The 19,459-nt window shown below is 69.4% G+C and carries 15 protein-coding genes; 13 read left to right on the top strand and 2 right to left on the bottom strand.

Annotation, left to right across the window (positions count from 1 at the left end; translation table 11 throughout):
* The first annotated feature begins 74 nt into the window (after positions 1 to 74).
* From Q664_RS07590 to Q664_RS07580, 3 genes are all read left to right on the top strand, one after another.
* Positions 75 to 1,556, top strand: coding sequence for a DUF4912 domain-containing protein (locus tag Q664_RS07590; protein ID WP_052517797.1), 1,482 nt, complete (start codon positions 75 to 77; stop codon positions 1,554 to 1,556).
* 9 nt (positions 1,557 to 1,565) lie between these two features.
* The gene (locus tag Q664_RS07585) at positions 1,566 to 3,155 is read left to right on the top strand and encodes a glycoside hydrolase family 57 protein (protein ID WP_043391557.1); all 1,590 of its coding nucleotides are present in this window, start codon (positions 1,566 to 1,568) and stop codon (positions 3,153 to 3,155) included.
* 156 nt (positions 3,156 to 3,311) lie between these two features.
* Positions 3,312 to 4,763, top strand: coding sequence for a trypsin-like peptidase domain-containing protein (locus Q664_RS07580; RefSeq protein WP_052517796.1), 1,452 nt, complete (start codon positions 3,312 to 3,314; stop codon positions 4,761 to 4,763).
* Positions 4,764 to 4,899: 136 nt separating this feature from the next.
* On the opposite strand, the gene Q664_RS07575 is transcribed toward Q664_RS07580, so the two are convergent.
* Positions 4,900 to 6,810, bottom strand: a complete 1,911-nt coding sequence (locus Q664_RS07575; RefSeq protein ID WP_043391554.1) for a GGDEF domain-containing protein — start codon at positions 6,808 to 6,810, stop codon at positions 4,900 to 4,902.
* A gap of 115 nt (positions 6,811 to 6,925) precedes the next feature.
* Between Q664_RS07575 and pgeF the strand changes: the two genes are divergently transcribed.
* The 8 genes from pgeF to Q664_RS07535 all read left to right on the top strand — a co-directional run bounded on the left by pgeF (position 6,926) and on the right by Q664_RS07535 (position 15,787).
* Positions 6,926 to 7,699, top strand: coding sequence for a peptidoglycan editing factor PgeF (gene pgeF / locus Q664_RS07570; protein WP_043391551.1), 774 nt, complete (start codon positions 6,926 to 6,928; stop codon positions 7,697 to 7,699).
* Positions 7,700 to 7,722: 23 nt separating this feature from the next.
* Positions 7,723 to 8,613, top strand: a complete 891-nt coding sequence (locus Q664_RS07565; RefSeq protein ID WP_235216598.1) for a tetratricopeptide repeat protein — start codon at positions 7,723 to 7,725, stop codon at positions 8,611 to 8,613.
* A 22-nt stretch (positions 8,614 to 8,635) separates the two neighbouring features.
* Positions 8,636 to 9,880, top strand: coding sequence for a LysM peptidoglycan-binding domain-containing protein (locus Q664_RS07560; protein ID WP_043391545.1), 1,245 nt, complete (start codon positions 8,636 to 8,638; stop codon positions 9,878 to 9,880).
* Positions 9,881 to 10,062: 182 nt separating this feature from the next.
* Positions 10,063 to 11,187 (top strand): DNA-processing protein DprA, encoded by a 1,125-nt coding sequence (locus tag Q664_RS07555; RefSeq protein ID WP_043391543.1) that lies wholly within the window; start codon positions 10,063 to 10,065, stop codon positions 11,185 to 11,187.
* An 8-nt stretch (positions 11,188 to 11,195) separates the two neighbouring features.
* Complete coding sequence (topA, locus tag Q664_RS07550) at positions 11,196 to 13,814, top strand: type I DNA topoisomerase (protein ID WP_043391541.1); 2,619 nt, start codon at positions 11,196 to 11,198, stop codon at positions 13,812 to 13,814.
* A 100-nt stretch (positions 13,815 to 13,914) separates the two neighbouring features.
* Complete coding sequence (locus Q664_RS07545; protein ID WP_043391539.1) at positions 13,915 to 14,670, top strand: MotA/TolQ/ExbB proton channel family protein; 756 nt, start codon at positions 13,915 to 13,917, stop codon at positions 14,668 to 14,670.
* A gap of 7 nt (positions 14,671 to 14,677) precedes the next feature.
* On the top strand, positions 14,678 to 15,202 hold the full coding sequence (locus Q664_RS07540; protein WP_043391535.1) for an ExbD/TolR family protein: 525 nt from the start codon (positions 14,678 to 14,680) through the stop codon (positions 15,200 to 15,202).
* A complete protein-coding gene (locus Q664_RS07535; RefSeq protein WP_043391534.1) occupies positions 15,203 to 15,787 on the top strand; it encodes an ExbD/TolR family protein in 585 nt (194 codons plus the stop codon). It begins immediately after the preceding gene.
* A 63-nt stretch (positions 15,788 to 15,850) separates the two neighbouring features.
* Here the strand turns inward: Q664_RS07535 and Q664_RS07530 are convergent, their stop codons facing one another.
* Positions 15,851 to 16,237: a TraR/DksA family transcriptional regulator gene (locus Q664_RS07530; RefSeq protein ID WP_043391531.1), complete on the bottom strand. Its 387-nt coding sequence runs from the start codon at positions 16,235 to 16,237 to the stop codon at positions 15,851 to 15,853.
* Between the two features lie 265 nt (positions 16,238 to 16,502).
* Between Q664_RS07530 and trmFO the strand changes: the two genes are divergently transcribed.
* On the top strand, positions 16,503 to 17,849 hold the full coding sequence (gene trmFO, locus Q664_RS07525) for a methylenetetrahydrofolate--tRNA-(uracil(54)-C(5))-methyltransferase (FADH(2)-oxidizing) TrmFO (protein ID WP_043391529.1): 1,347 nt from the start codon (positions 16,503 to 16,505) through the stop codon (positions 17,847 to 17,849).
* Complete coding sequence (locus tag Q664_RS07520) at positions 17,846 to 19,444, top strand: TolB-like translocation protein (RefSeq protein ID WP_043391527.1); 1,599 nt, start codon at positions 17,846 to 17,848, stop codon at positions 19,442 to 19,444. The genes trmFO and Q664_RS07520 overlap by 4 nt, the downstream gene beginning before the upstream one ends.
* Positions 19,445 to 19,459 lie beyond the last annotated feature (15 nt).

Raw genomic sequence — 19,459 nt, 5'->3', positions numbered from 1 at the left:
GAGGTAAGACCACGAACAGTAGTGAAATCGCTCGTTGACCCCCGAGCCCTGGCGACCTAAGCCGATAGGTGCCTATGGCCGACTTCAAGAGCGTCACGGTGGAGTACCTGCGGGAGCTCGCGCGCAAGCATCTCGGACGCGGGCATAGCAAGCTCAAGACCAAGAAGGACCTGCTGGCGGCGCTCGCGAAGCGGGTGCCCAGGCTGGCGAAGCTGGCGGGCCTCGAGGAGCAGGGGAAGGGGGCCGTCAAGCAGAAGACGCGTCCGGCGGATGGGACGGTGGGGACGACGGGCTCACGCAAGGCCCCGGTGGCCGTCTCGGCGGCCTCGCGCACCGAGAAGCCCGAGGACGAGCGTCCCAAGCAGCCCGCCGCCCCGGAGCACCCCCTGCCCGGCGATGACGACGAGAAGACCCCGGTCCGCCCCCTGCCCCGCCCCGCGGAGGTGGTGACCTTCCCGCCCAAGCCCAGGTCGCCGGGCCGGCTCTCGGTCGACGAGGAGGTCACCCTGGTGACGCCGGTGGACCCGGCCGCGCCTCCGGAGGCCGTCCCCGTGGCGCAGCATGCCGCCGAGCCGCTGGTGGAGGGCTTCTTCGTGGCCCGCATGGCGGGAGAGCAGGAGGCCTGGCACCACCACCTCACCGAGGCGCAGAACCGCCGGCCCCGTGAGGCGCTCGGCTCGCCCGACTACGCCGAGCGGCTCGGCGAGCTGCCGATGGACTACGAGGACGACACGGCGCTGCTGCTGGCGAGAGATCCGCATACGCTCTTCGTGCTCTGGGACTTCAGCGCCGAGGCCCGGCGGCGTGCCCTGGACGGGATGCAGTCGCCGCGCGCCGTGCTGCGCGTCTATGACGACGCCGACGTGCTGGTGCGGGTGATCGACGTCGCGCTCGAGTCGCGCAGCTACTACATCCACGGGCTGCCGCCCGGCCGTCCCTACCGTGTGGAGATCCATTTCGTGGGCAGTAGCGGCCGCTCGCGCCGCATCGGCCACTCCTCCAACCGCATCTTCCTGCCGCCGGGAGGGCCGTCCGAGGACATCTCGGTGCGCTACCTGCGCATGCCGCCCGTCGCCGTCCGGGGCGGAGAGATGGAGGCGGTGGCGGCCACCGCGCCCACCCGGACCCCGCCCTACGAGGAGCGCGAGTACATCCTCTGGCGCCGCGTGGCCCTGCCGGGCAGCGGGGGCTTCGAGGACATCCCCGAGCGCCAGCGCGAGCGCACCGGCCCCGGTGCCCCGGACGAGGTGCCCCCCGGCCAGGATTATCTCCAGGCCCGCCGCGCCGAGGGCTCCTCGGAGCAGCCGTGGATGGGCTCCTGGGGTCCCGCTGGCTCCTCGGAGCAGCAGTGGATGCGGTCGCAGGGTCCGGGCGGCTCCTCCGAGCAGGCCACGGCCTCGCGGACGCAGGCGGGTCCCGCCGAGTCGTGGTGGATGAAGTCCCAGGGGCCGAGCGGCTCCTCCGACGAGTGGGCGCGTTCGCAAGGGCCGGGCGGGTCCTCCGAGCAATGGGTCTGGGCGTGGATGCGTCCTTCCTCCTCGGATCTGGGCCGGTAGGGAGAAGACATGAGCATCGGCTCGCTCGCGCTCGTCCTGCATGCCCACCTGCCGTTCGTCCGTCACCCCGAATACGAGGACTTCCTCGAGGAGGACTGGCTCTACGAGGCCATCTCGGAGACGTACCTCCCGCTGTTGCTCGTCTTCGATCGGCTGGCGGAAGAGGGCGTGCCCTACCGGGTGACGATGACGCTCACGCCCACGCTCGTCACCATGCTGCGCGACGAGCTGCTCATGGGCCGCTATGCGCGCAAGCTGGACCAGCTGTGTGAGCTGGGCGCGCGCGAGGTGCACCGCACCCAGAACGATCCCGTCTTCAGCCGGCTGGCCCACTTCTACCGGGACCACTTCGAGACGCTGCGCGGCGCCTTCCGCGAGCGCTACAAGAGGGATCTGGTGAGCGCGTTCCGTCGGCTGCAGGACGCGGGGCACGTGGAGATCATCACCTGCAACGCCACGCACGGTTTCCTGCCGCTGATGCAGCAGACGCCCGAGGCGGTGCGCGCGCAGATCACCGTGGCGGCCAACCACTACCGGCAGACCTTTGGCCGGGACGCGCCGGGCATCTGGCTGGCCGAGTGCGGCTACTTCCCCGGGGTGGAGAAGTACCTGGCGGCCGAGCGCATCCGTTACTTCTTCGTGGACACGCACGCCCTGACGGATGCCACGCCGCGGCCGCTGCATGGCCCCTTCGCGCCCATCTACACGGAAGCGGGCGTGGCCGCGTACGCGCGGGATCCCGAGAGCAGCCAGCAGGTGTGGAGCTCCCAGCACGGCTACCCGGGGGACCCCGTCTACCGCGAGTTCTACCGGGACATCGGCTGGGACCTGGACCTGGACTACATCCGGCCCTTCATCCAGCCCACCGGGGATCGCAAGAACACGGGCTTCAAGTACTACCGGATCACCGGCAAGACGCAGGACAAGCAGCCCTACGAGCCGGACGTCGCGCGCGAGCGGGCCGCCCTCCACGCGGGCAACTTCCTCTTCAACCGCGAGAAGCAGTTCGAGTGGCTCGCGGGGAAGATGGGAGGCCGCAAGCCGGTGGTGGTGGCGCCCTACGACGCCGAGCTCTACGGCCATTGGTGGTTCGAGGGACCCTGGTTCCTCGAGGCGCTCATCCGCAAGGTGGCCCGGGAGCAGAAGACGTTCCAGCTGGTGGCGCCCTCGGACGATCTGGCCGAGCACCCGGAGAACCAGGTGGCCACGCCGCCCCTGTCCTCGTGGGGCGCGGGTGGCTACGCCAACATGTGGCTGGACGGCTCCAACGATTGGATCTACCGGCACCTCCACCACTGTTCGCGGCAGATGGTGGCCCTGGCGAAGGACCACCCCGATGCCCCGACGCTCATGCGCCGGGCACTCAACCAGGCGGCGCGCGAGCTCCTGTTGGCCCAGGCCTCGGATTGGGCCTTCATCATGAAGACCGGGACCATGGTGGACTACGCCATACGCCGCACGCAGGAGCACATCCTCCGCTTCCAGCGCCTGCACGAGCAGATCCGGAACGGGACCATCGACGAGGGCTGGCTGGCCCACCTCGAGGGCAAGAACAACCTCTTCCCGGAGATCGACTACCGGGTGTACCGCCCGGGGTAGGGGGCCGGGGCGCTCGCCGGGCTGTTGAGGGTGTGGCGCCTACATCCCTGGCTCCCATTCTCGGGAAGAGAAGGAGGGCCTCACTGTTTCCCAGTCGCGCGGGCAGGGCGGATCCGCCTTGCCTTGCCGTCTTTCCGTCTTATTTCGGGGGAGACCATGATCAAGCGACTGAATGCATCGCGGCGCGCTCTTACGGGCGCCCTCATCGTAGCGCTGCCGGTGCTGGCGCAGGCCCAGACGGCGGCTCCTTCCGCTCCTCCAACCCAGCCGGCCACCCGGGAAGCGCAGGCCCTGCCTTCGCTCGCCCCCCTGGTCGAGTCCGTGAAGGGGGCGGTCGTCAACGTGGACGTGCAGTCCAAGGCCTCCGGTTTCGGACAGGGAGAGAATCCCTTCATGGATCGCTTCTTCGGAGGCGGAGAGGGCCGGGGCCGAGGGCGTGAGCAGATCCGGCAGGGCTCGGGCTCGGGCTTCATCATCGACGCCAAGGGCCTGGTGTTGACCAACAACCACGTCGTCGAGGGCGCGGTGGCCATCCGCGTGCGCCTGGACGATGGGCGCAGCTTCGACGCGGAGATCGTCGGGACGGATCCGCTGACGGACGTGGCCCTCATCCGGCTCAAGGGCAAGGTGGAGAACCTGCAGACGGTGAAGCTGGGGGACTCGGACGCGCTGCGCGTGGGTGACTGGGTGGTGGCCATCGGCAACCCGTTCGGTCTGGCCTCGAGCGTGAGCAGCGGCATCCTCTCGGCGCGAGCCCGCGACATCCACTCCGGCCCGTACGACGACTTCCTGCAGACGGACGCGGCCATCAACCCGGGCAACTCGGGTGGTCCGCTCTTCAATCTGAGGGGCGAGGTGGTGGGCATCAACACGGCCATCGTGGGCGGGGGCACGGGCATCGGCTTCGCGGTGCCGAGCAACCTGGTGAAGGCGCTCATGCCGCAGCTGGAGAAGGACGGCGCGGTGACGCGTGCGTGGCTGGGCATCGGCATCCAGGATCTGACGCAGGACCTGGCCAAGGCGTTGCGGTTGCCGGTCAACGAGGGCGCGATCGTGTCGCAGGTGAACGAGGGCTCCCCGGCGGGCAAGGCGGGCATGAAGTCGGACGACGTCATCGTGGCCATCGACGGGCAGAAGGTGGGCTCGGGAGGCCAGCTGACGCGCACGGTGGCGCTGAAGAAGCCGGGCACCACGTCGACGGTGGACGTCTTCCGGGATGGCAAGAGGCAGGCGCTGAAGGTGCAGCTGGGGACGCGTCCGGACCGCGAGGGGGTGAGCTCGCGTCAGCGGCGTGGCGGCGAGGAGACGGAGCAGTCCTCCAAGGCGCGCGTGGGCGTGTCGTTGAGCAACGTGGATCCGCGGATCGTGGAGCGGACGGGGCTGCGCTCGGAGCAGGGGGCGCTGGTGACGGACGTGTTGCCGGGCTCGCCGGCGGAGCGAGCGGATCTCCAGCCGGGGATGGTGGTGGTGGAAGTGGATCGCAAGCCGGTGCGCAACGCGGAGGAGTTTGCGAAGATCATCCGCAAGGCGCCCGCGGGCAGCACGCTGCTGTTGCGCGTGGAGGTGCCGGGCAACGGCCGTTTCCTGCGAGCCCTGCACATTCCGTAGCGACCCATCACCCCTCGCCCCCCACTCGACAATCCACTCCCTCTCCCCTCGGGAGAGGGTCGGGGTGAGGGTATCGAGGTCCTCGAGTCCAGGCCCGTGTCACCCCCGAGGTGGCGCGGGCCTTTCCATTCCAGACTCACGCCTTGGCGATGCTGGTGGGGGAGGAGGGATCGTTGGGGCGGGAGAGGCCGCGTTCGCGGCCGGGGTGCAGCTCCATGCCGGACGTATAGGCGGTGACGCTGTTCCGTCCGGCGCGCTTGCTGGCGTAGAGGGCGGCGTCGGCGCAATCCACCAGGGTGTCCTGCGAGGTGGAGTCGGTGGGCATGGTGGCCACGCCGATGGAGACGGTGATGTGGCCGCCGGGCTGGGTGGGGGCGGCGAGCTGGGGAGCCTCCATGATGGAGCGCCGGAGCTTCTCGGCGACGTCGAAGGCGTCGTCCTTGGAGACGTTGGAGAGCACCAGCATGAACTCCTCGCCGCCGTAGCGCGCGAGGGTGTCCACCTTGCGCAGGCGGGCGCGGAGCACATCGCACACCTTGCGCAGCGTCTCGTCACCGGCGCGGTGGCCCGCGGCGTCGTTGAGCTTCTTGAAGTGGTCGATGTCCACCATGAGGATGGACATGGGCGTGCCGAAGCGCTGGGCGCGAGCCACCTCCAGCTCCAGGCGCGCGAAGAGGTGGCGGCGGTTGGGCACCCCGGTGAGGGGGTCCGTCATGGTGAGCTTCACCGCCTCGGCGTGGAGCATGGCGTTCTTCACCGCCGTGGCGGCCTGATCGGCCACCGCGGTGAGCAGCTCCAGCTCCTCGGGGGCGAAGCTGGCGATCTCGGGGCGCCGGAAGTTGAGCACGCCGAGCACCGAGTCCATGTGCACCATGGGGATGCACAGCACCGCCCCGGTGTCGTGCCCGGGCATCAGCACACTCCGGGCGAAGGCGCTCGAGGGATCCTTGATGTCCGGCACGTACACCACGCGCTGCAACTCCGCGGCGCGTCCGCTGGCCCCTTCGCCGGGCTGTACCGTCATGCCCTCCAGCTCCGGGTGCTCCGGGAAGGTGCTCTTGACCTCCAGCAGCCCCTCCGCGTTGACGAGCATGATGGAGAAGTCGGGGATGTGGAGCCGCTCGGGCACCAGCCGGGTGACGCGCGAGAGCAGCTCGGACAGCTCGATGGTGGAGTTGACCGAGCGCGCCACGTCGAAGAGCAGGGCCAGCTCGGCGATGCGCTCCTCCAACTCCTCCTTGAGGGAGAGCTTCCACTTCGTCACCTGGAGATCGCGGTGGGTGTCGATCTCCTCGGCCTTCATGGAGGTGAGGCGCGCCAGCATGGCGTTGAAGGCCGAGCCGAGCCGGGAGAGCTCATCCGAGCCGCGCACCTCGGCGCGCACCAGGAAGTCACCCTCCTCGGCGCGCCGCATGGCGGCCGTGAGCCGGCGCAGGGGGCGGGTGAGGAAGAAGTGCAGGGAGGTGCCGGTGGCGACGATGAGCATGGCGCCCAGCACCAGCACGGCCACGAACGCGGCGCCGAGGGCATGGGTGAGCTCGCGGTGCACCACGGGCTCGGACACGCGCAGGTGCACCATGCCCACGCGCGTACCCTGGGCGTCGGGATGGCAGCCCTCGCACGTCTTCTCACCGAGCGAGCGGAGCACCTCCGTCTCATGGGCATCCGAGCGGGCCCACTGGGGGCCGGGGGCCGTGAGACGCTCGGCGTCGGGGTGCCGCGTGCCCACCTCCCGCGGGCTCACGGACCAGCGGATGTGGCCGTCCGGGGACAGGATGTTCAGCTCCGCCGTGGAGCGCAGCAGCCGGGTGTCCGACCGCATCAGCTCGGTGACGGGGAAGTGGGGGGGAAGGCCCTCGGGCGTGGGCAACCGGAAGGTGGTGGCGACGAACTCCGCCAGCACCATCGCCTCGTCGTGCGTGGCGTCCCGGGCCGCGTTCCGCGCCTCACGCCAGAAGTAGCCCAGCCCCAGCAAGCCCGCGAGCAGACCGGGCAGGGCGACGCTCCAGAGGAGCTTCCTGCCAACGGTTTCGAGAGCCAAAGCCATAGTGCCCCTGTAAGTTTCTCGGATTGTCAGATCGGGTGACGCACACTGTCAAACGGTCACCGTCAGAAATCATTCGATGCTGTGATTGCATCGGAAGCCCTCTACGAAGCCACCCATGTCCGTACACCCTTCGTCATTGGTGACGTCCTCACTGCTCCCCGTGCCCCATGGCTTCGCCACCCGAGCGGGAGGCGTGTCCGAGGGCCCCCATGCCTCGCTCAACCTGGGCTTCTCGGTGGGTGACCTCCGAGAGCGGGTGGAGGAGAACCATCGGCGGCTGGCGGTGGCGGCGGGCGCGGCGCTCGAGGCGTTGCACAGGGTGAGTCAGGTGCATGGAGACCGGGTGGTGGAGGCCGGAGCGGGGGAGGGGACGACGGGGGCGCTGCGGCCATCGGAGGGGGAGGCGGACGCGCTGTGGACGGAGCGGCCGGAGCACTGGGTGGCGGTGGGGACGGCGGACTGTGTGCCGGTGCTGCTGGTGGATCCAGAGGGCCGGCGGGTGGCGGCGGTGCACTCGGGGTGGCGGGGGACGGAGGCGCGCATCGTGGCGCGGGCGGTGGAGGCGCTGGTGGCCCGGGGCTCGCGGCCCGAGCGGTTGCTCGCGGCGGTGGGCCCGTCCATCCAGCGCTGCTGCTACGTCGTCTCCGAGGACCTGGGCCAGCGCTTCACCGCGGGCTTCGGGCCGGAGGTGGTGGTGCGCGCGGGCGCGGACGTGCGGTTGGATCTCACACGGTCGGTGCGGGACACGTTGCTGGGAGCGGGGCTGAAGGCGGCGCACGTGGATGTGCTCCCCCACTGCACCTCGTGTGATGCGGAGCGATTCTTCTCGCACCGGCGTGACGCGGGGCGCACCGGCCGTCACCTCAATTTCGTGGTACACCGGTTCTGAGGGGGGTCCTCCAGGCCGATTTCTTGACGGTCTCCGACACCGCTTCCTATCCTCCCGGACGGACCCCCCGAAGCCTCGTGCTGGAGCACCGCATCATTCGCCGACTCTTCGCCATCGCGCCCCTGTGTGCGCTGACCGCCTGTGCCACCACCGGTTCCGCCCAGTCGGAGCTGGCGGAGCTCAAGGCCGAGGTACGCGCCATGCGCGAGACCCAGGCGCGCCTGGAGAAGCGGCTGGAGCGTGTGGAGCTGCACGCCAGCGTGAGCCAGTCGCGCACCGCCGCTCCCGCTCCCGCGCCGGCCCGGGAGGCCTCCTCCGCGCCGGCCGCTCCCACCTCGTCCGGCTACAGCACGCCGGACCTCGCGGTGGTGAAGCTCAAGCCTCGCAACGAGCCCGCTCCCGCTCTGCCCACCCGGGTGGCGGTCGTCGAGCCCACGTCCGACGACATGGAGATGTTCATCAGCCCCGCGCCCGACGGGGACGAGGCCCCCGCCACGGCCGAGGTCTCCGAGCCCAAGGTGGATGAGGCGGCCCTGGCCGTGCTGGACGCCGAGTTCGAGCAGGCGGTGGCGGCGCTGCGCACCGGCAACGTGGAGGGCGGGGTGACGCGCCTGCAGTCCTTCGCGGAGCAGAATCCCCGCCACCCGCGCGCGGACAACGCGCTCTACTTCAGCGGGCTCGGGCAGATGGGGCTCAAGGACCATGCCTCCGCGGCGAAGTCCTTCGAGCGGCTCATCTCCAGCTATCCAGCCGGTGACGCCGTGCTGGACGGCATGCTGCGGCTGGCCGAGTGCCGGATGCGGCTCAACCAGAAAGACGACGCGCGGGCGCTCTACACCCGCATCCTGACCCAGTTCCCGGGAACGGCCGCCGCCACGCAGGCGGAGCAGCGGCTCGCCTCCCTCTCGCACTAGCTGTCCGAAAGGAAGTCCTCCGATGCGCTCGCGGATCTTCTCCTCGCTCCTTCTCGCCGCCGTTCTCGCGCCGCCCGCCGTGTGGGCGCAGGAGGCGGAGGACCAGGAGCCCGAGGCCGGTGAAGAGACCGAAGGGGCCGATGTGGCCGATGATCAGCCCGCCCGGCCCCGTCCCGGTCAGATCGCCATTCCCCCGGGCCAGGGTGGCCGTGAGTCGGCTCCCGGCGAGGTCCACACGGTGGAGCGGGGCGACACGCTCTGGGACCTGTCCCAGAAGTACCTGGGCAGCCCCTGGTACTGGCCCAAGGTCTGGTCCTACAACCCGGAGATCGCCAACCCGCATTGGATCTACCCGGGCAACAACGTGCGCTTCTTCCCCGCGGGAGAGGAGGTCCCCTCGCGGGTGGAGGCGGGCGTGGGTCCGGCGCCCATGGAGATGGTGGCCGATCCCGGGGAGATCTCCGCGGCCACCGAGATGGGCCCCGCCAGTGGCGAGGAGCTGGTGTCGGTGAGCGGGAAGCTCACCTACGAGCCCAAGGCGGCGCGCACGGTGATGACGCAGGGCTTCGTCACGGCGCGCGAGCTGGACGAGGCGGGCCGCATCGAGGGCGCCGCCACCGGAGCGGAGATGCTGTCCTTCCCGGACGTGGCCTACGTGCGCTTCAAGCGCAAGGCGGACGCGAAGCTCGGGGACCGGTACGTCATCTTCCACACCGCCGAGTCCGTGAAGCACCCGGTGACGGGCAAGCCCATCGGCTTCCTCACCGAGTTCGTCGGCACCCTGAAGGTGGTGGCGCTGGGCGACAACTTCGTCAAGGCGCAGGTGATGGACACGTGGGACGCCGTGATGCGCGGTGACCTGGTGGGCCCCTTCGGGGAGCGGCTGGTGGAGTCGGTGGTCCAGCGCCGCAACGAGAAGGAGGTGCAGGGCTACGTCGTCACCGCGCTCGTGCCGTACCTGACGCTCACCGCCGAGCACCACTTCCTGGTGGTCGACAAGGGCAGCGCGGATGGCGTGCAGGTGGGCAACACCTTCACCATCCTCCGCAAGGGGGACACCACCCAGCAGCGCGTGCTGGAGCTGGAGCTGCCCAACCAGAAGAAGAAGGGGCCGCAGCTGCCCATGGAGAACGTCGCCCTGTGCCTCGTCACCGAGGTGAAGGAGCGCACCTCCAACTGCGTGCTCACGTACTCCATCCAGGAAGTGGCGCCCGGGGATCGCGCGGTGATGCGCATCAACAACGGGCAGCCCACCGCCCAGCGCTGAGGCACCCCGGGGTGGAACCGCGTGCCCCCCTGGACGGGGCACGGAACCCCTTGGATCGGCTCGGCCGGCCCCTACCGCGGGGGACGTCCCGCTTGACCATCGCCAGTCCGGTGTTTAAGTGTCCCGCCCCCTTCCAGTCGGACCCATCTTCTATATAGGTGGGCTCCAGGAGGGGGTCGGGTATGGTGGACGTCACGACGGACAGGGACATGGTGGAGCGGCGTGCGCTCCTGGCACTCTGGGCAGTCCCCGGGCTTGGCCCGAGGGCACTGGAGCGTCTGCGCGCCTATGCCCGGGGTGAGCTCGCTCGCCTGGTTGCCTGCCCGGTGAGGGAGTGGGTGGGTGGCGCACCCCTGCCCGTCCCCGTGCGCCGCCGGCTGCTGGAGGTGCCCGAGCTGGGCCCCCTGGCGGACCGCGTGCTGGAGCGCTGCGCGGCCGTGGGCATGGGCGTGGCCTTCCAGGGGGATGCGGCCTACCCGGCGCGGCTGGCCGAGACGGAGGACGCGCCCCCGCTGCTCTTCTACCGGGGCGAGGTGGGCCCTCCGCGCCGCCGGGTGGCCATGGTGGGCAGCCGGCACCCGGATCAGGGATTCCTTCCCTTCGCGCGCACCTTCGCCCGGCAGGTGGCGGAGGGTGGGGTGGGCATCGTCTCCGGGGCCGCCGCCGGGGTGGATCGGGCCTGCCACTGGGGCGCCATGGACGCGGGCGGCGAGACGTGGGCCTTCCTCGGCTCGGCGCTGGACGAGCTGGATCCCGCCCAGGCGAAGCTGTTGCCGCATTTCCTGGCCCGGGGCGGGGTGTTCTTCAGCGAGCTGCCCCCCGGTGTCCGGGCGAGCACGACGACTTTTCCCCGGCGCAACCGGCTCATCTCCGGTGCATCGGACGCGGTATTGGTCCTCCGGGCGGGGGCCACGTCGGGCAGCCTCTACACGGCGGAGGCGGGCCGTACGCAGGGGCGGCCGGTGCTGGCCCTGCCTGGTGATGTGACGAACGAGGGGGCGGCTGGTTGCAACGCGCTCATCCGGGATGGTCATGCCCGGGCCTGCCTCTCCGTTCAGGAAGTCTGGCGGGCCGTGGGGTTCCATCCCCTGCGGGTGGTCCCGCCAACGGAGGGCTCGTCGTGGCGGGACGAGCTCTCGGCGGAAGCGAGGGGGGCCTACCAGGTGTTGGACAGGGTTCCCAGGTCATTCGATGAGGTGCTGGCCGGTAGCCGGCTCTCCCCCGGAGCGCTCACCAGCGCCCTGGTGGAGCTCGAGCTGTCCGGGCTCGTCATTCAGCATCCTGGAAGGTTGTACGAGAAGGTTTGAGGAGAATCATGGCGACGCGCACGAAGAAGACGGCAACGGCGGGCGAGCTGGAGGTCGAGGAGACGGCGGCCCCCAAGAAGGCAGCCAAGAAGCCGGCGGCGCGCAAGAAGACGGCCGCCAAGAAGAAGACGGCGGCCAAGAAGAAGACGGCCGCCAAGAAGGCCTCCGCACGCCGCAAGGGCGCTGACGGGGAGCTGCCCACCGTGGAGGTCGACGCCGAGGACGGCGAGGCCACGGAGTCCCCCAAGCGGGGCAAGGGACCGCACTACCTCGTGGTGGTCGAGTCCCCCGCCAAGGCCAAGACGATCAAGAAGTACCTGGGCTCCGGCTACACGGTGAAGGCCTCGGTGGGCCACATCCTCGACTTGCCCAAGAGCAAGATGGGCGTGGACATCGAGCACGACTTCGAGCCCCAGTACGAGGTCATCAAGGGCAAGGAGAAGGTCCTCAACGAGCTGAAGAAGGCCGCCCAGGGCGTGGACAAGGTCTTCCTCGCCACGGACCCCGACCGCGAGGGCGAGGCCATCGCCTGGCACATCCACCAGCAGCTCGGCCACGACAACGCCTACCGGGTGATGTTCAACGAGATCACCAAGCCGGCCATCCAGGAGGCCATCGCGCATCCGCGCCAGCTCAGCCAGGAGAACTACGACTCCCAGCAGACGCGCCGGATTCTCGACCGGCTGGTGGGCTATCAGATCTCCCCGCTGCTCTGGAAGAAGGTGCGCCGGGGCCTGTCCGCCGGCCGCGTGCAGTCCGTGGCCGTGCGCCTCGTCTGCGAGCGCGAGGAAGCCATCAAGGCCTTCGTCCCGCAGGAGTACTGGACGCTGGACGCGCTCGTCCAGGGGCCCTCGGGTCCGCCGACCTTCAAGGCCAAGCTGTCCCGCGTGGACGGCAAGAAGGTGGAGCTGAAGGACAAGGCCACCACCGACGCGCTGGTGGCGGAGGTCCAGAACTCCTCCTTCGTGGTGTCCAAGGTGGACAAGCGCGAGCGGCGCCGCAACGCGCCCGCTCCGTTCATCACCTCCAAGCTGCAGCAGGAGGCGGCCAACCGGCTGCACTTCACCGCCAAGAAGACGATGGCGCTCGCCCAGCGGCTCTACGAGGGCGTGCTGCTCGGTGAGGAGGGCCAGACGGCGCTCATCACGTACATGCGTACGGACTCCACCCGTCTGTCGGATCAGGCGGTGGCGGGCGTGCGTGACTTCATCGGTGCCACCTGGGGCAAGGACTACCTGCCCGAGGCCCCGGTGGTGTACCGCACCAAGAAGGGCGCCCAGGACGCCCACGAGGCCATCCGTCCCACGTCGCTCGAGTATCCGCCCTCGAAGGTGAAGGCGCAGTTCGACGCGATGAACGACGACATGGCCGCGGACATGTTCCGCCTCTACGAGCTCATCTGGAACCGCTTCGTGGCGTGCCAGATGATGCCGGCCGTGTACGATCAGACGAGCGCGGACATCACCGCGGGCCGGGCCACCTTCCGGGCCTCGGGCTCCACGCTGAAGTTCCCGGGCTACCTGGCCGTCTACGGCGCCAGCCTCACCCCCGAGGAGGAGGCCGCCCAGGAGAAGGCGCGCGCCGCCGGCGAGGACGCCGACGACGACGGCGTGGGCGAGCTGCCCGTGCTCGACGAGGGCCTCACCCTCCACCTGCAGAAGCTGCTCAACGAGCAGCACTTCACCCAGCCGCCCCCGCGCTTCTCCGAGGCCACCCTCGTCAAGGAACTCGAGGAGCAGGGCATCGGCCGTCCGTCCACGTACGCCGCCATCCTCTCCACCATCCAGGACAAGAAGTACGTGGAGAAGCTCGAGGGGCGCTTCCGTCCCACGGACCTGGGCGTCATCTGCAACGAGCTGCTCGTCAAGCACTTCCCCCACGAGCTGGACGTCGCCTTCACCGCCAGCATGGAGGAGAAGCTCGACCAGATCTCCGAGGGCGGGGCCAACTGGAAGGCCGTGCTGCAGGACTTCTACGCGCCCTTCAAGGAGACGCTCGAGAAGGCCGAAGCGGAGATGCGCGACGTCAAGCGCGAGGAGATCAAGACCGACGTGGCGTGCGAGAAGTGCGGCAACGTCATGGTGATCAAGTGGGGGAAGATGGGCCACTTCCTCGCGTGCTCGAACTACCCCGAGTGCAAGAACACCAAGGACTTCAAGCGCGACGCCGAGGGGAAGATCGTCATCATCGAAGAGGAGACGACGGACGAGAAGTGCGAGAACTGCGGCAAGAACATGGTGGTGAAGCGCGGGCGCTTCGGGAAGTTCCTCGCGTGCTCGGGCTACCCCGAGTGCAAGACGTCCAAGCCCATCTCCATCGGGGTGAACTGCCCGGACTGCAAGCAGGGCTACCTCACCGAGCGCCGCAGCCGCTTCGGGAAGATCTTCTTCGGCTGCAACCGCTACCCGGACTGCAAGTTCGCCGCGTGGGACAGGCCGCTGCCGGAGGCCTGCCCGAGCTGCCAGGCCCCCTACCTGGTGCAGAAGTACTCCAAGCGGGACGGCCCCTTCATCGCCTGCCCCAACAAGGAGTGCGACTACCGCCGGCAGATCGTCGAGCCGGAGGCCGCCGCGGCCGCCGCGGCCACGCCCCCACCGGCCGGTCCGGATGCCTCCTCGGCCGCTTGAGAGGCTGAAAGTTCAAGGATTACAGGGGCATGGCCTGCCCCTGGCTTGACACCCCGGAGGGGGGTCCTCTAGAAGTTTGGTGGAAAGGACCCCCTTCCCGATGATTCCCATGTTGAGCGAGCTGCTGGACGTGGTCCTCACCCAGGCCCCGGCCGCGGCGGAGGCCGTGAAGGCGGCGCCGGCCAAGCTCGGCGTCGTGGACTCCACCATCAAGTTCTTCAAGGACGGTGGTCCGTTCATGTTCGTCAATCTGTTCTGGCTGGCCGCGGCGCTCGCGGTGGCCCTGGAGCGGATTGTCACGCTGATGTTCCGCTACAACCTCAACGCGCCGCCCTTCATGGAGCAGGTGACGAAGCTGGTGATGACCGGCAACGTGGACCGCGCCGTGAAGTTGTGCGCCGCCGCTCCCCACTCGCCCCTGGCGAAGATCATCCGCGCCGGCCTCACCCGCGCCAACCGCGGCGAAATCGAGGTGGCCAAGGCCGTGGAGGAGGCGCTGGTGGAGAACAGCCCCCACGTGGGCGCCCGCATCCCCTGGCTGTGGTCCCTGGCCAACATCGCCACGCTGGTGGGCCTCGTCGGCACCATCTTCGGTCTGATCGGCACCTTCCAGGCGCTCGGCAACGTGCCCGCCGAGCAGAAGCAGGCGCTGCTGTCCGACGGTATCTCCAAGGCGATGAACAACACCGCCTTCGCGCTCTCCATCGCGGTGCTGTGCATCATCTTCCACCTCTTCCTCACCTCGTACGCCAAGAGCATGGTGGAGGCGATGGAGCTCAACGCGCTCAAGCTGGAGAACCTGCTGGCGCGCAAGGCCGCCGGCGAGACGCAGGTCGACGAGGCCCGGGCCGCCTGAGGCGCCAATGGCGTTCTACTACTCCAGGCGGAAGCTCAAGCCGCGTGAGGAAGAGGAGTCGGGGGAGCTGAACATCATCCCCTACCTCGACATCCTCATGAACCTCATCCTCTTCATGCTGCTGTCCATCAACGGGCTGGCGGCCTTCGGCATCGTCAACGTGAGCGCGCCGAGCTACGGCGGCCCCAGCACCTCGGTGGCCCCGCAGGAGAACCCGGAGCAGCCGCGCCTGACGCTCAGCGTGCTCATCAGCAAGCAGGGGCACTTCATCAACAGCGAGAACGCCATCCTCGGCCAGCAGGAGGGCGTCCCCACCGTGCCGCTCGGGGCGGATGGCGTCTACGACTACGCGGCGCTCAACGCGCAGATGGTGAAGATCAAGAGCGCCTTCCCCTCCGAGACCAAGGTGATCGTCGCCGCGGATCCGGAGATTCCGTACGACGCGCTCATCCAGACCATGGACGCCATCCGCGAGACGCGGGAGCGGCCGCACCGCGAGCTCTTCCCCGACGTCACCCTGGGAGCCCTCTAGATGGCCACGGGCGACATGGTTCCGCGGGTGCCGGAGGACGAGCGGATTCAGCGGCTGCGTTTCCGCAAGGCCCTGGCGCGCAAGAAGCGCAAGGAGCGCGAGGCGGCCGGGGAGATCAAGGAGCTGAACATCACCGCGATGATGGACATGATGACCATCCTCCTGGTGTTCCTCCTGAAGTCCTTCGCCTCGTCCTCGGCGGCGATGACGGCCAGCGAGGACGTGCGCCCGCCCGTGTCCTCCACGCGCGCCACGCCCAAGGACACCGTCGTCGTCACCGTCACCCCCAAGAACATCCTCGTGGGGGAGAAGGAAGTGCTGCGGCTGGTGAAGGGGCAGATTCCTCCCGAGGCGCTCGAGGGCCGGGTGGTGATGGCGCTGGATGCGCAGCTCAAGAAGGAAGTGGAGAAGCTCAAGTACATCGCCGAGCGCAACCCGGCGGCTCCCTTCAGCCGGGAGCTGTCCGTCATCGCGGACAAGGCGATCCCCTACGACATGCTGCTCACGGTGCTCTACACCGCCGGACAGAACGAGCTGGAGAACTACCGCTTCGTCGTCCTCCAGGACGAGGGCAAGCCGCAGTAGGGCCACCCGGTTCCCCGGAGGCCCCCACGGTCCGTGCGCCTCGGGGCGCCCACCCTCGAGGTGTCAGAAGGTCGGCGTGGCCTGGTGGCCCCCGCGGACCTCCAGCTCGTGGCGCGTGGCGTCCTCCTCGCAGCGGATGGCGAACGGCAGGGCCTCCAAGCGCTCGATGGGGATGTCGTAGCCGCAGTCCACGCAGGTGCCGAACACTCCGGTGTCCATGCGACGCAGCGCGGCATCGATGAGCATCACCTCGCGCCGTTGCGCCTCCATCAGGCTGGAGAGGGTGTAGTCCGCCAGTTCCGCCTGGGCGTTCTCCTCGTACTCGGGATCCCGCTCCTGGTCCTTCAGCGACGAGAGCTCGCGTTGGGCCCCCTGGTTGGCCATCAGGATGTCCCGGCGGCGCCGTTGGAGTAGCTCGCGGATCTTCAGAAGGTCGTTGGTTCGCTTCATGGCCTGTCGCTCCGTCAATGGTGCACTGCGTCGCCCGGCCCGATTTCCCGCGCGATGAACGGGGAAAACCTAGGAGCCACAGGTAGGTAGGGAAACTGTTTCTGAAGACCTTACTTGTCGGATGGCCGAGGAGGGGGCGAGCGGGCAGGGGCGCGGCATCCGGGGGGTGGACACACAGGAGAGGAAGGGTGGGACAGGGGAGGGGGCTCCTGCTAACAGTTGGCGGACGGGCAGAAACCGGCCCGTGGAGAGAGGGTTTCGAGACGTGAAGCTTCAGCGGGTGACGGTGATTGGCGGCGGACTGGCGGGCAGCGAGTGCGCCTGGCAGCTGGCGCGGCGCGGGGTGCCGGTGACGCTGCGGGAGATGAAGCCGCAGCGGCGTTCGCCGGCGCACAAGTCGGACCAGTTCGCGGAGCTGGTGTGCTCCAACTCGTTGCGCTCGGACAACCCGGAGAGCGCCATTGGCCTGCTGCACGCGGAGCTGCGGACGCTGTCGTCGGTGATTCTGGGGTGCGCGGACACGCACCGGGTGCCTGCGGGGGACGCGCTGGCGGTGGAGCGCGAGGCCTTCTCGGCGGAGGTGACGCGCTCGGTGCGTGGCGCCCCGGGCGTGGAGGTGGTGCCGGGCGAGGTGGACACGTTGCCCGAGGGCATCGTCGTGGTGGCCACCGGGCCGCTCACCTCGGATGCGCTGACGAAGGAGCTCGAGCGGTACGTGGGAGAGAAGCTCTACTTCTACGATTCCATCGCCCCCATCGTGGCGGGGGATTCCATCGACATGAACATCGCCTTCCGCGCCAGCCGCTACGGCAAGGGCGGGGGGGATGACTACATCAACCTGCCGATGAACAAGGAGGAGTACTACCGGTTCATCGCCGAGGTGAAGGCGGGCCAGAAGCTCCAGCCGCACAGTTTCGAGGAACCCAAATACTTCGAAGGCTGTCTGCCCATCGAGGTGATGGCCGATCGAGGCGATGACACGCTGGCCTACGGGCCGATGAAGCCGGTGGGGCTGAAGGATCCGCGCACGGGCGAGGAGCCGTACGCGGTGGTGCAGCTGCGCATGGAGGACAAGGCGGGCACGTCGTGGAACATGGTGGGCTTCCAGACGCGCCTGACGTGGGGCGAGCAGAAGCGCATCTTCACCACGTGCGTGCCGGGCCTGGCCAACGCCGAGTTCCTGCGCATGGGGCAGATCCACCGCAACACCTTCATCGACTCGCCGAGGCTGCTGGGCAGGGACTTGTCGCTGAAGACGGAGTCGCGGCTGTTCTTCGCGGGGCAGATCACCGGGGTGGAGGGGTACGTGGAGTCGGCGGCGTGCGGGTACCTGACGGCGCTGGCGGTGTACGCGCGGCTGACGGGGGGCGAGTTCGTCCCGCCGCCGGCCACGACGGCGATGGGCTCGCTCTACCGTCACGTGACGGGCGAGGCGCACCCGCCGGATTATGACTACCAGCCCTCGAACGTCATCTTCGGGCTGTTCCCGCCGCTGCCGGGGCGGGTGAAGAAGGCGGACAAGCGGGCGCGGTACGCGGAGCGGGCACGGGCGGACCTGGCCACGTGGCTGCCGAGCGTGCCGCCGGCACAGGAGCACCAGGGGACCGCATGAACCGACGAAGCGTGATGGCGGGGGCGCTGGTGGCGCTCGCGCTGGTGGGGTGCAAGCGGAGCGAGGACAAGGGCGGCGGAGGAGGGCAGGGGAAGGCCCGCTCTGGAGCGGCCGTGGGCGGCATGGGCGTGATGCTGGCCGGGGGCCCGGCGGAAGATCTGCGCGTCACGGAGGATGGGCAGTTCGCCACGTACCTGACGAAGACGCGCAAGCCGACGGTGGAGGGGATTCCACCGCAGATGCGGCTGGGCACGCTGAACGTGGTGCCGGTGACGGGCGGCTCGCCGCGTCCGGTGGGGGATGGGGTGACCAACGTGCCCGGGGGGATGCTCTTCACCCCGGACTCGAAGCACGTGCTGTACCTCACCGGGTACAACCTGGCGAACCAGTCCGGCTCGCTGCACGTGCTGGCCCTGAGCGACCCGAGCGCCGAGCCCCAGAAGCTGGGCGATTCGGTGGGGTATTTCCTGCCGAGCCCGGACGGGACGAAGCTGGCCTTCGTGGACGGCGGGGTGCTGAAGCTGGGGCCACTGCCCACGGGGCCCTTCCGGCAGGTGGGCGGAGAGGTGTCCACGGCGGAGTTCTCTCCGGACGGCAAGACGCTGTTCTTCAAGCGGAAGCTGGTGGCGGCGGGCGGGCTGCTGGCGGTGCCGGTGGAGGAGCCCGCGGGCAAGCCGGCCGAGCCGCGCAAGCTGGCGGACCAGGTGGGCGACTACGTGTTGTCTCCGGACAGCAAGCGCGTGGCGTACCAGGTGCGCAATCCCGCGCTCGCGGGGATGTATGACCTGTACCTGGCGGACGTGCCGGAGCTGACGGGCCGGAAGGTGGCCACGGGCACGACGGCGTTCGCCTTCTCCCCGGACTCGAAGTGGCTGGCGCGCAACGACGGGGGCAAGCCGGAGGTGCCGGGGGACCTGTACGTGGGCCCGGCCTCGGGCGAGCCGGGGCGGAAGGTGGGCGAGCGCGTGAAGGAGCTGGCCTTCTCGCCGGACTCGCAGGCGCTGGGCTTCCTGGCGAAGTACGACCTGCCGGCGGGGGCGGGGCTGATGGGCGTGGTGGCGCTGCCGGACGGTGAGCCGAAGCTGGTGGGCAGCCGCGTGCCCAACTTCACGTGGGGCAAGGACGGCAAGTACGTGGCCTTCCTCTCGCGCTTCCTCAAGCCCATCTACTCGGTGGACCTGATGCTGTACCAGGTGGGCGCCGAGAAGGCGGAGAAGGCGCACCCGGGAGTGTTCGGCTACGGCTTCGCCCCGGGGGCGCTGGTGTTCCGCGCTGGCTGCATCCGCGAGGGCCGTGCCTGCGACTTCAAGGCGCTGCCGCTGCCCAGGGACGCGCAGGCCCAGCCTCGGACGTGGCTGCAGGGCATCTACAGCTACAAGCTGTCCGATGATGGCAACCGGATCCTCGCGACGTCGGCGCGGATGGACTCGGACACGTTCGACGTGGCCGTGTACGACGTGAAGACGCAGGCGAGGAAGACGCTCGACCAGGGGGCGCAGCTGCCGGCGTACTTCGCGGGGCAGAACGACTCGCTGGCGGTGTACGTGCTGAAGGGCGCGAACGCCGGGGTGTACGTGGCGCCGGCCCAGCCGTGAGAAGCTTGCGGGCGG

It is taken from the genome of Archangium violaceum Cb vi76, from assembly GCF_000733295.1.
GTDB classification, from domain to species: Bacteria; Myxococcota; Myxococcia; order Myxococcales; family Myxococcaceae; genus Archangium; species Archangium violaceum.
This window is presented reverse-complemented; position numbering and strand designations above follow the sequence as displayed.

What these genes read in the sequence shown, in the direction of transcription:
- Q664_RS07590 (WP_052517797.1), top strand. Translation starts at nt 75, where the DNA reads ATGGCCGACTTCAAGAGCGTCACGGTGGAGTACCTGCGGGAGCTCGCG.
- Q664_RS07585 (WP_043391557.1), top strand. Translation starts at nt 1,566, where the DNA reads ATGAGCATCGGCTCGCTCGCGCTCGTCCTGCATGCCCACCTGCCGTTC.
- Q664_RS07580 (WP_052517796.1), top strand. Translation starts at nt 3,312, where the DNA reads ATGATCAAGCGACTGAATGCATCGCGGCGCGCTCTTACGGGCGCCCTC.
- Q664_RS07575 (WP_043391554.1), bottom strand. Translation starts at nt 6,810, where the DNA reads ATGGCTTTGGCTCTCGAAACCGTTGGCAGGAAGCTCCTCTGGAGCGTC.
- pgeF (WP_043391551.1), top strand. Translation starts at nt 6,926, where the DNA reads ATGTCCGTACACCCTTCGTCATTGGTGACGTCCTCACTGCTCCCCGTG.
- Q664_RS07560 (WP_043391545.1), top strand. Translation starts at nt 8,636, where the DNA reads ATGCGCTCGCGGATCTTCTCCTCGCTCCTTCTCGCCGCCGTTCTCGCG.
- Q664_RS07555 (WP_043391543.1), top strand. Translation starts at nt 10,063, where the DNA reads ATGGTGGACGTCACGACGGACAGGGACATGGTGGAGCGGCGTGCGCTC.
- topA (WP_043391541.1), top strand. Translation starts at nt 11,196, where the DNA reads ATGGCGACGCGCACGAAGAAGACGGCAACGGCGGGCGAGCTGGAGGTC.
- Q664_RS07545 (WP_043391539.1), top strand. Translation starts at nt 13,915, where the DNA reads ATGATTCCCATGTTGAGCGAGCTGCTGGACGTGGTCCTCACCCAGGCC.
- Q664_RS07540 (WP_043391535.1), top strand. Translation starts at nt 14,678, where the DNA reads ATGGCGTTCTACTACTCCAGGCGGAAGCTCAAGCCGCGTGAGGAAGAG.
- Q664_RS07535 (WP_043391534.1), top strand. Translation starts at nt 15,203, where the DNA reads ATGGCCACGGGCGACATGGTTCCGCGGGTGCCGGAGGACGAGCGGATT.
- Q664_RS07530 (WP_043391531.1), bottom strand. Translation starts at nt 16,237, where the DNA reads ATGAAGCGAACCAACGACCTTCTGAAGATCCGCGAGCTACTCCAACGG.
- Q664_RS07520 (WP_043391527.1), top strand. Translation starts at nt 17,846, where the DNA reads ATGAACCGACGAAGCGTGATGGCGGGGGCGCTGGTGGCGCTCGCGCTG.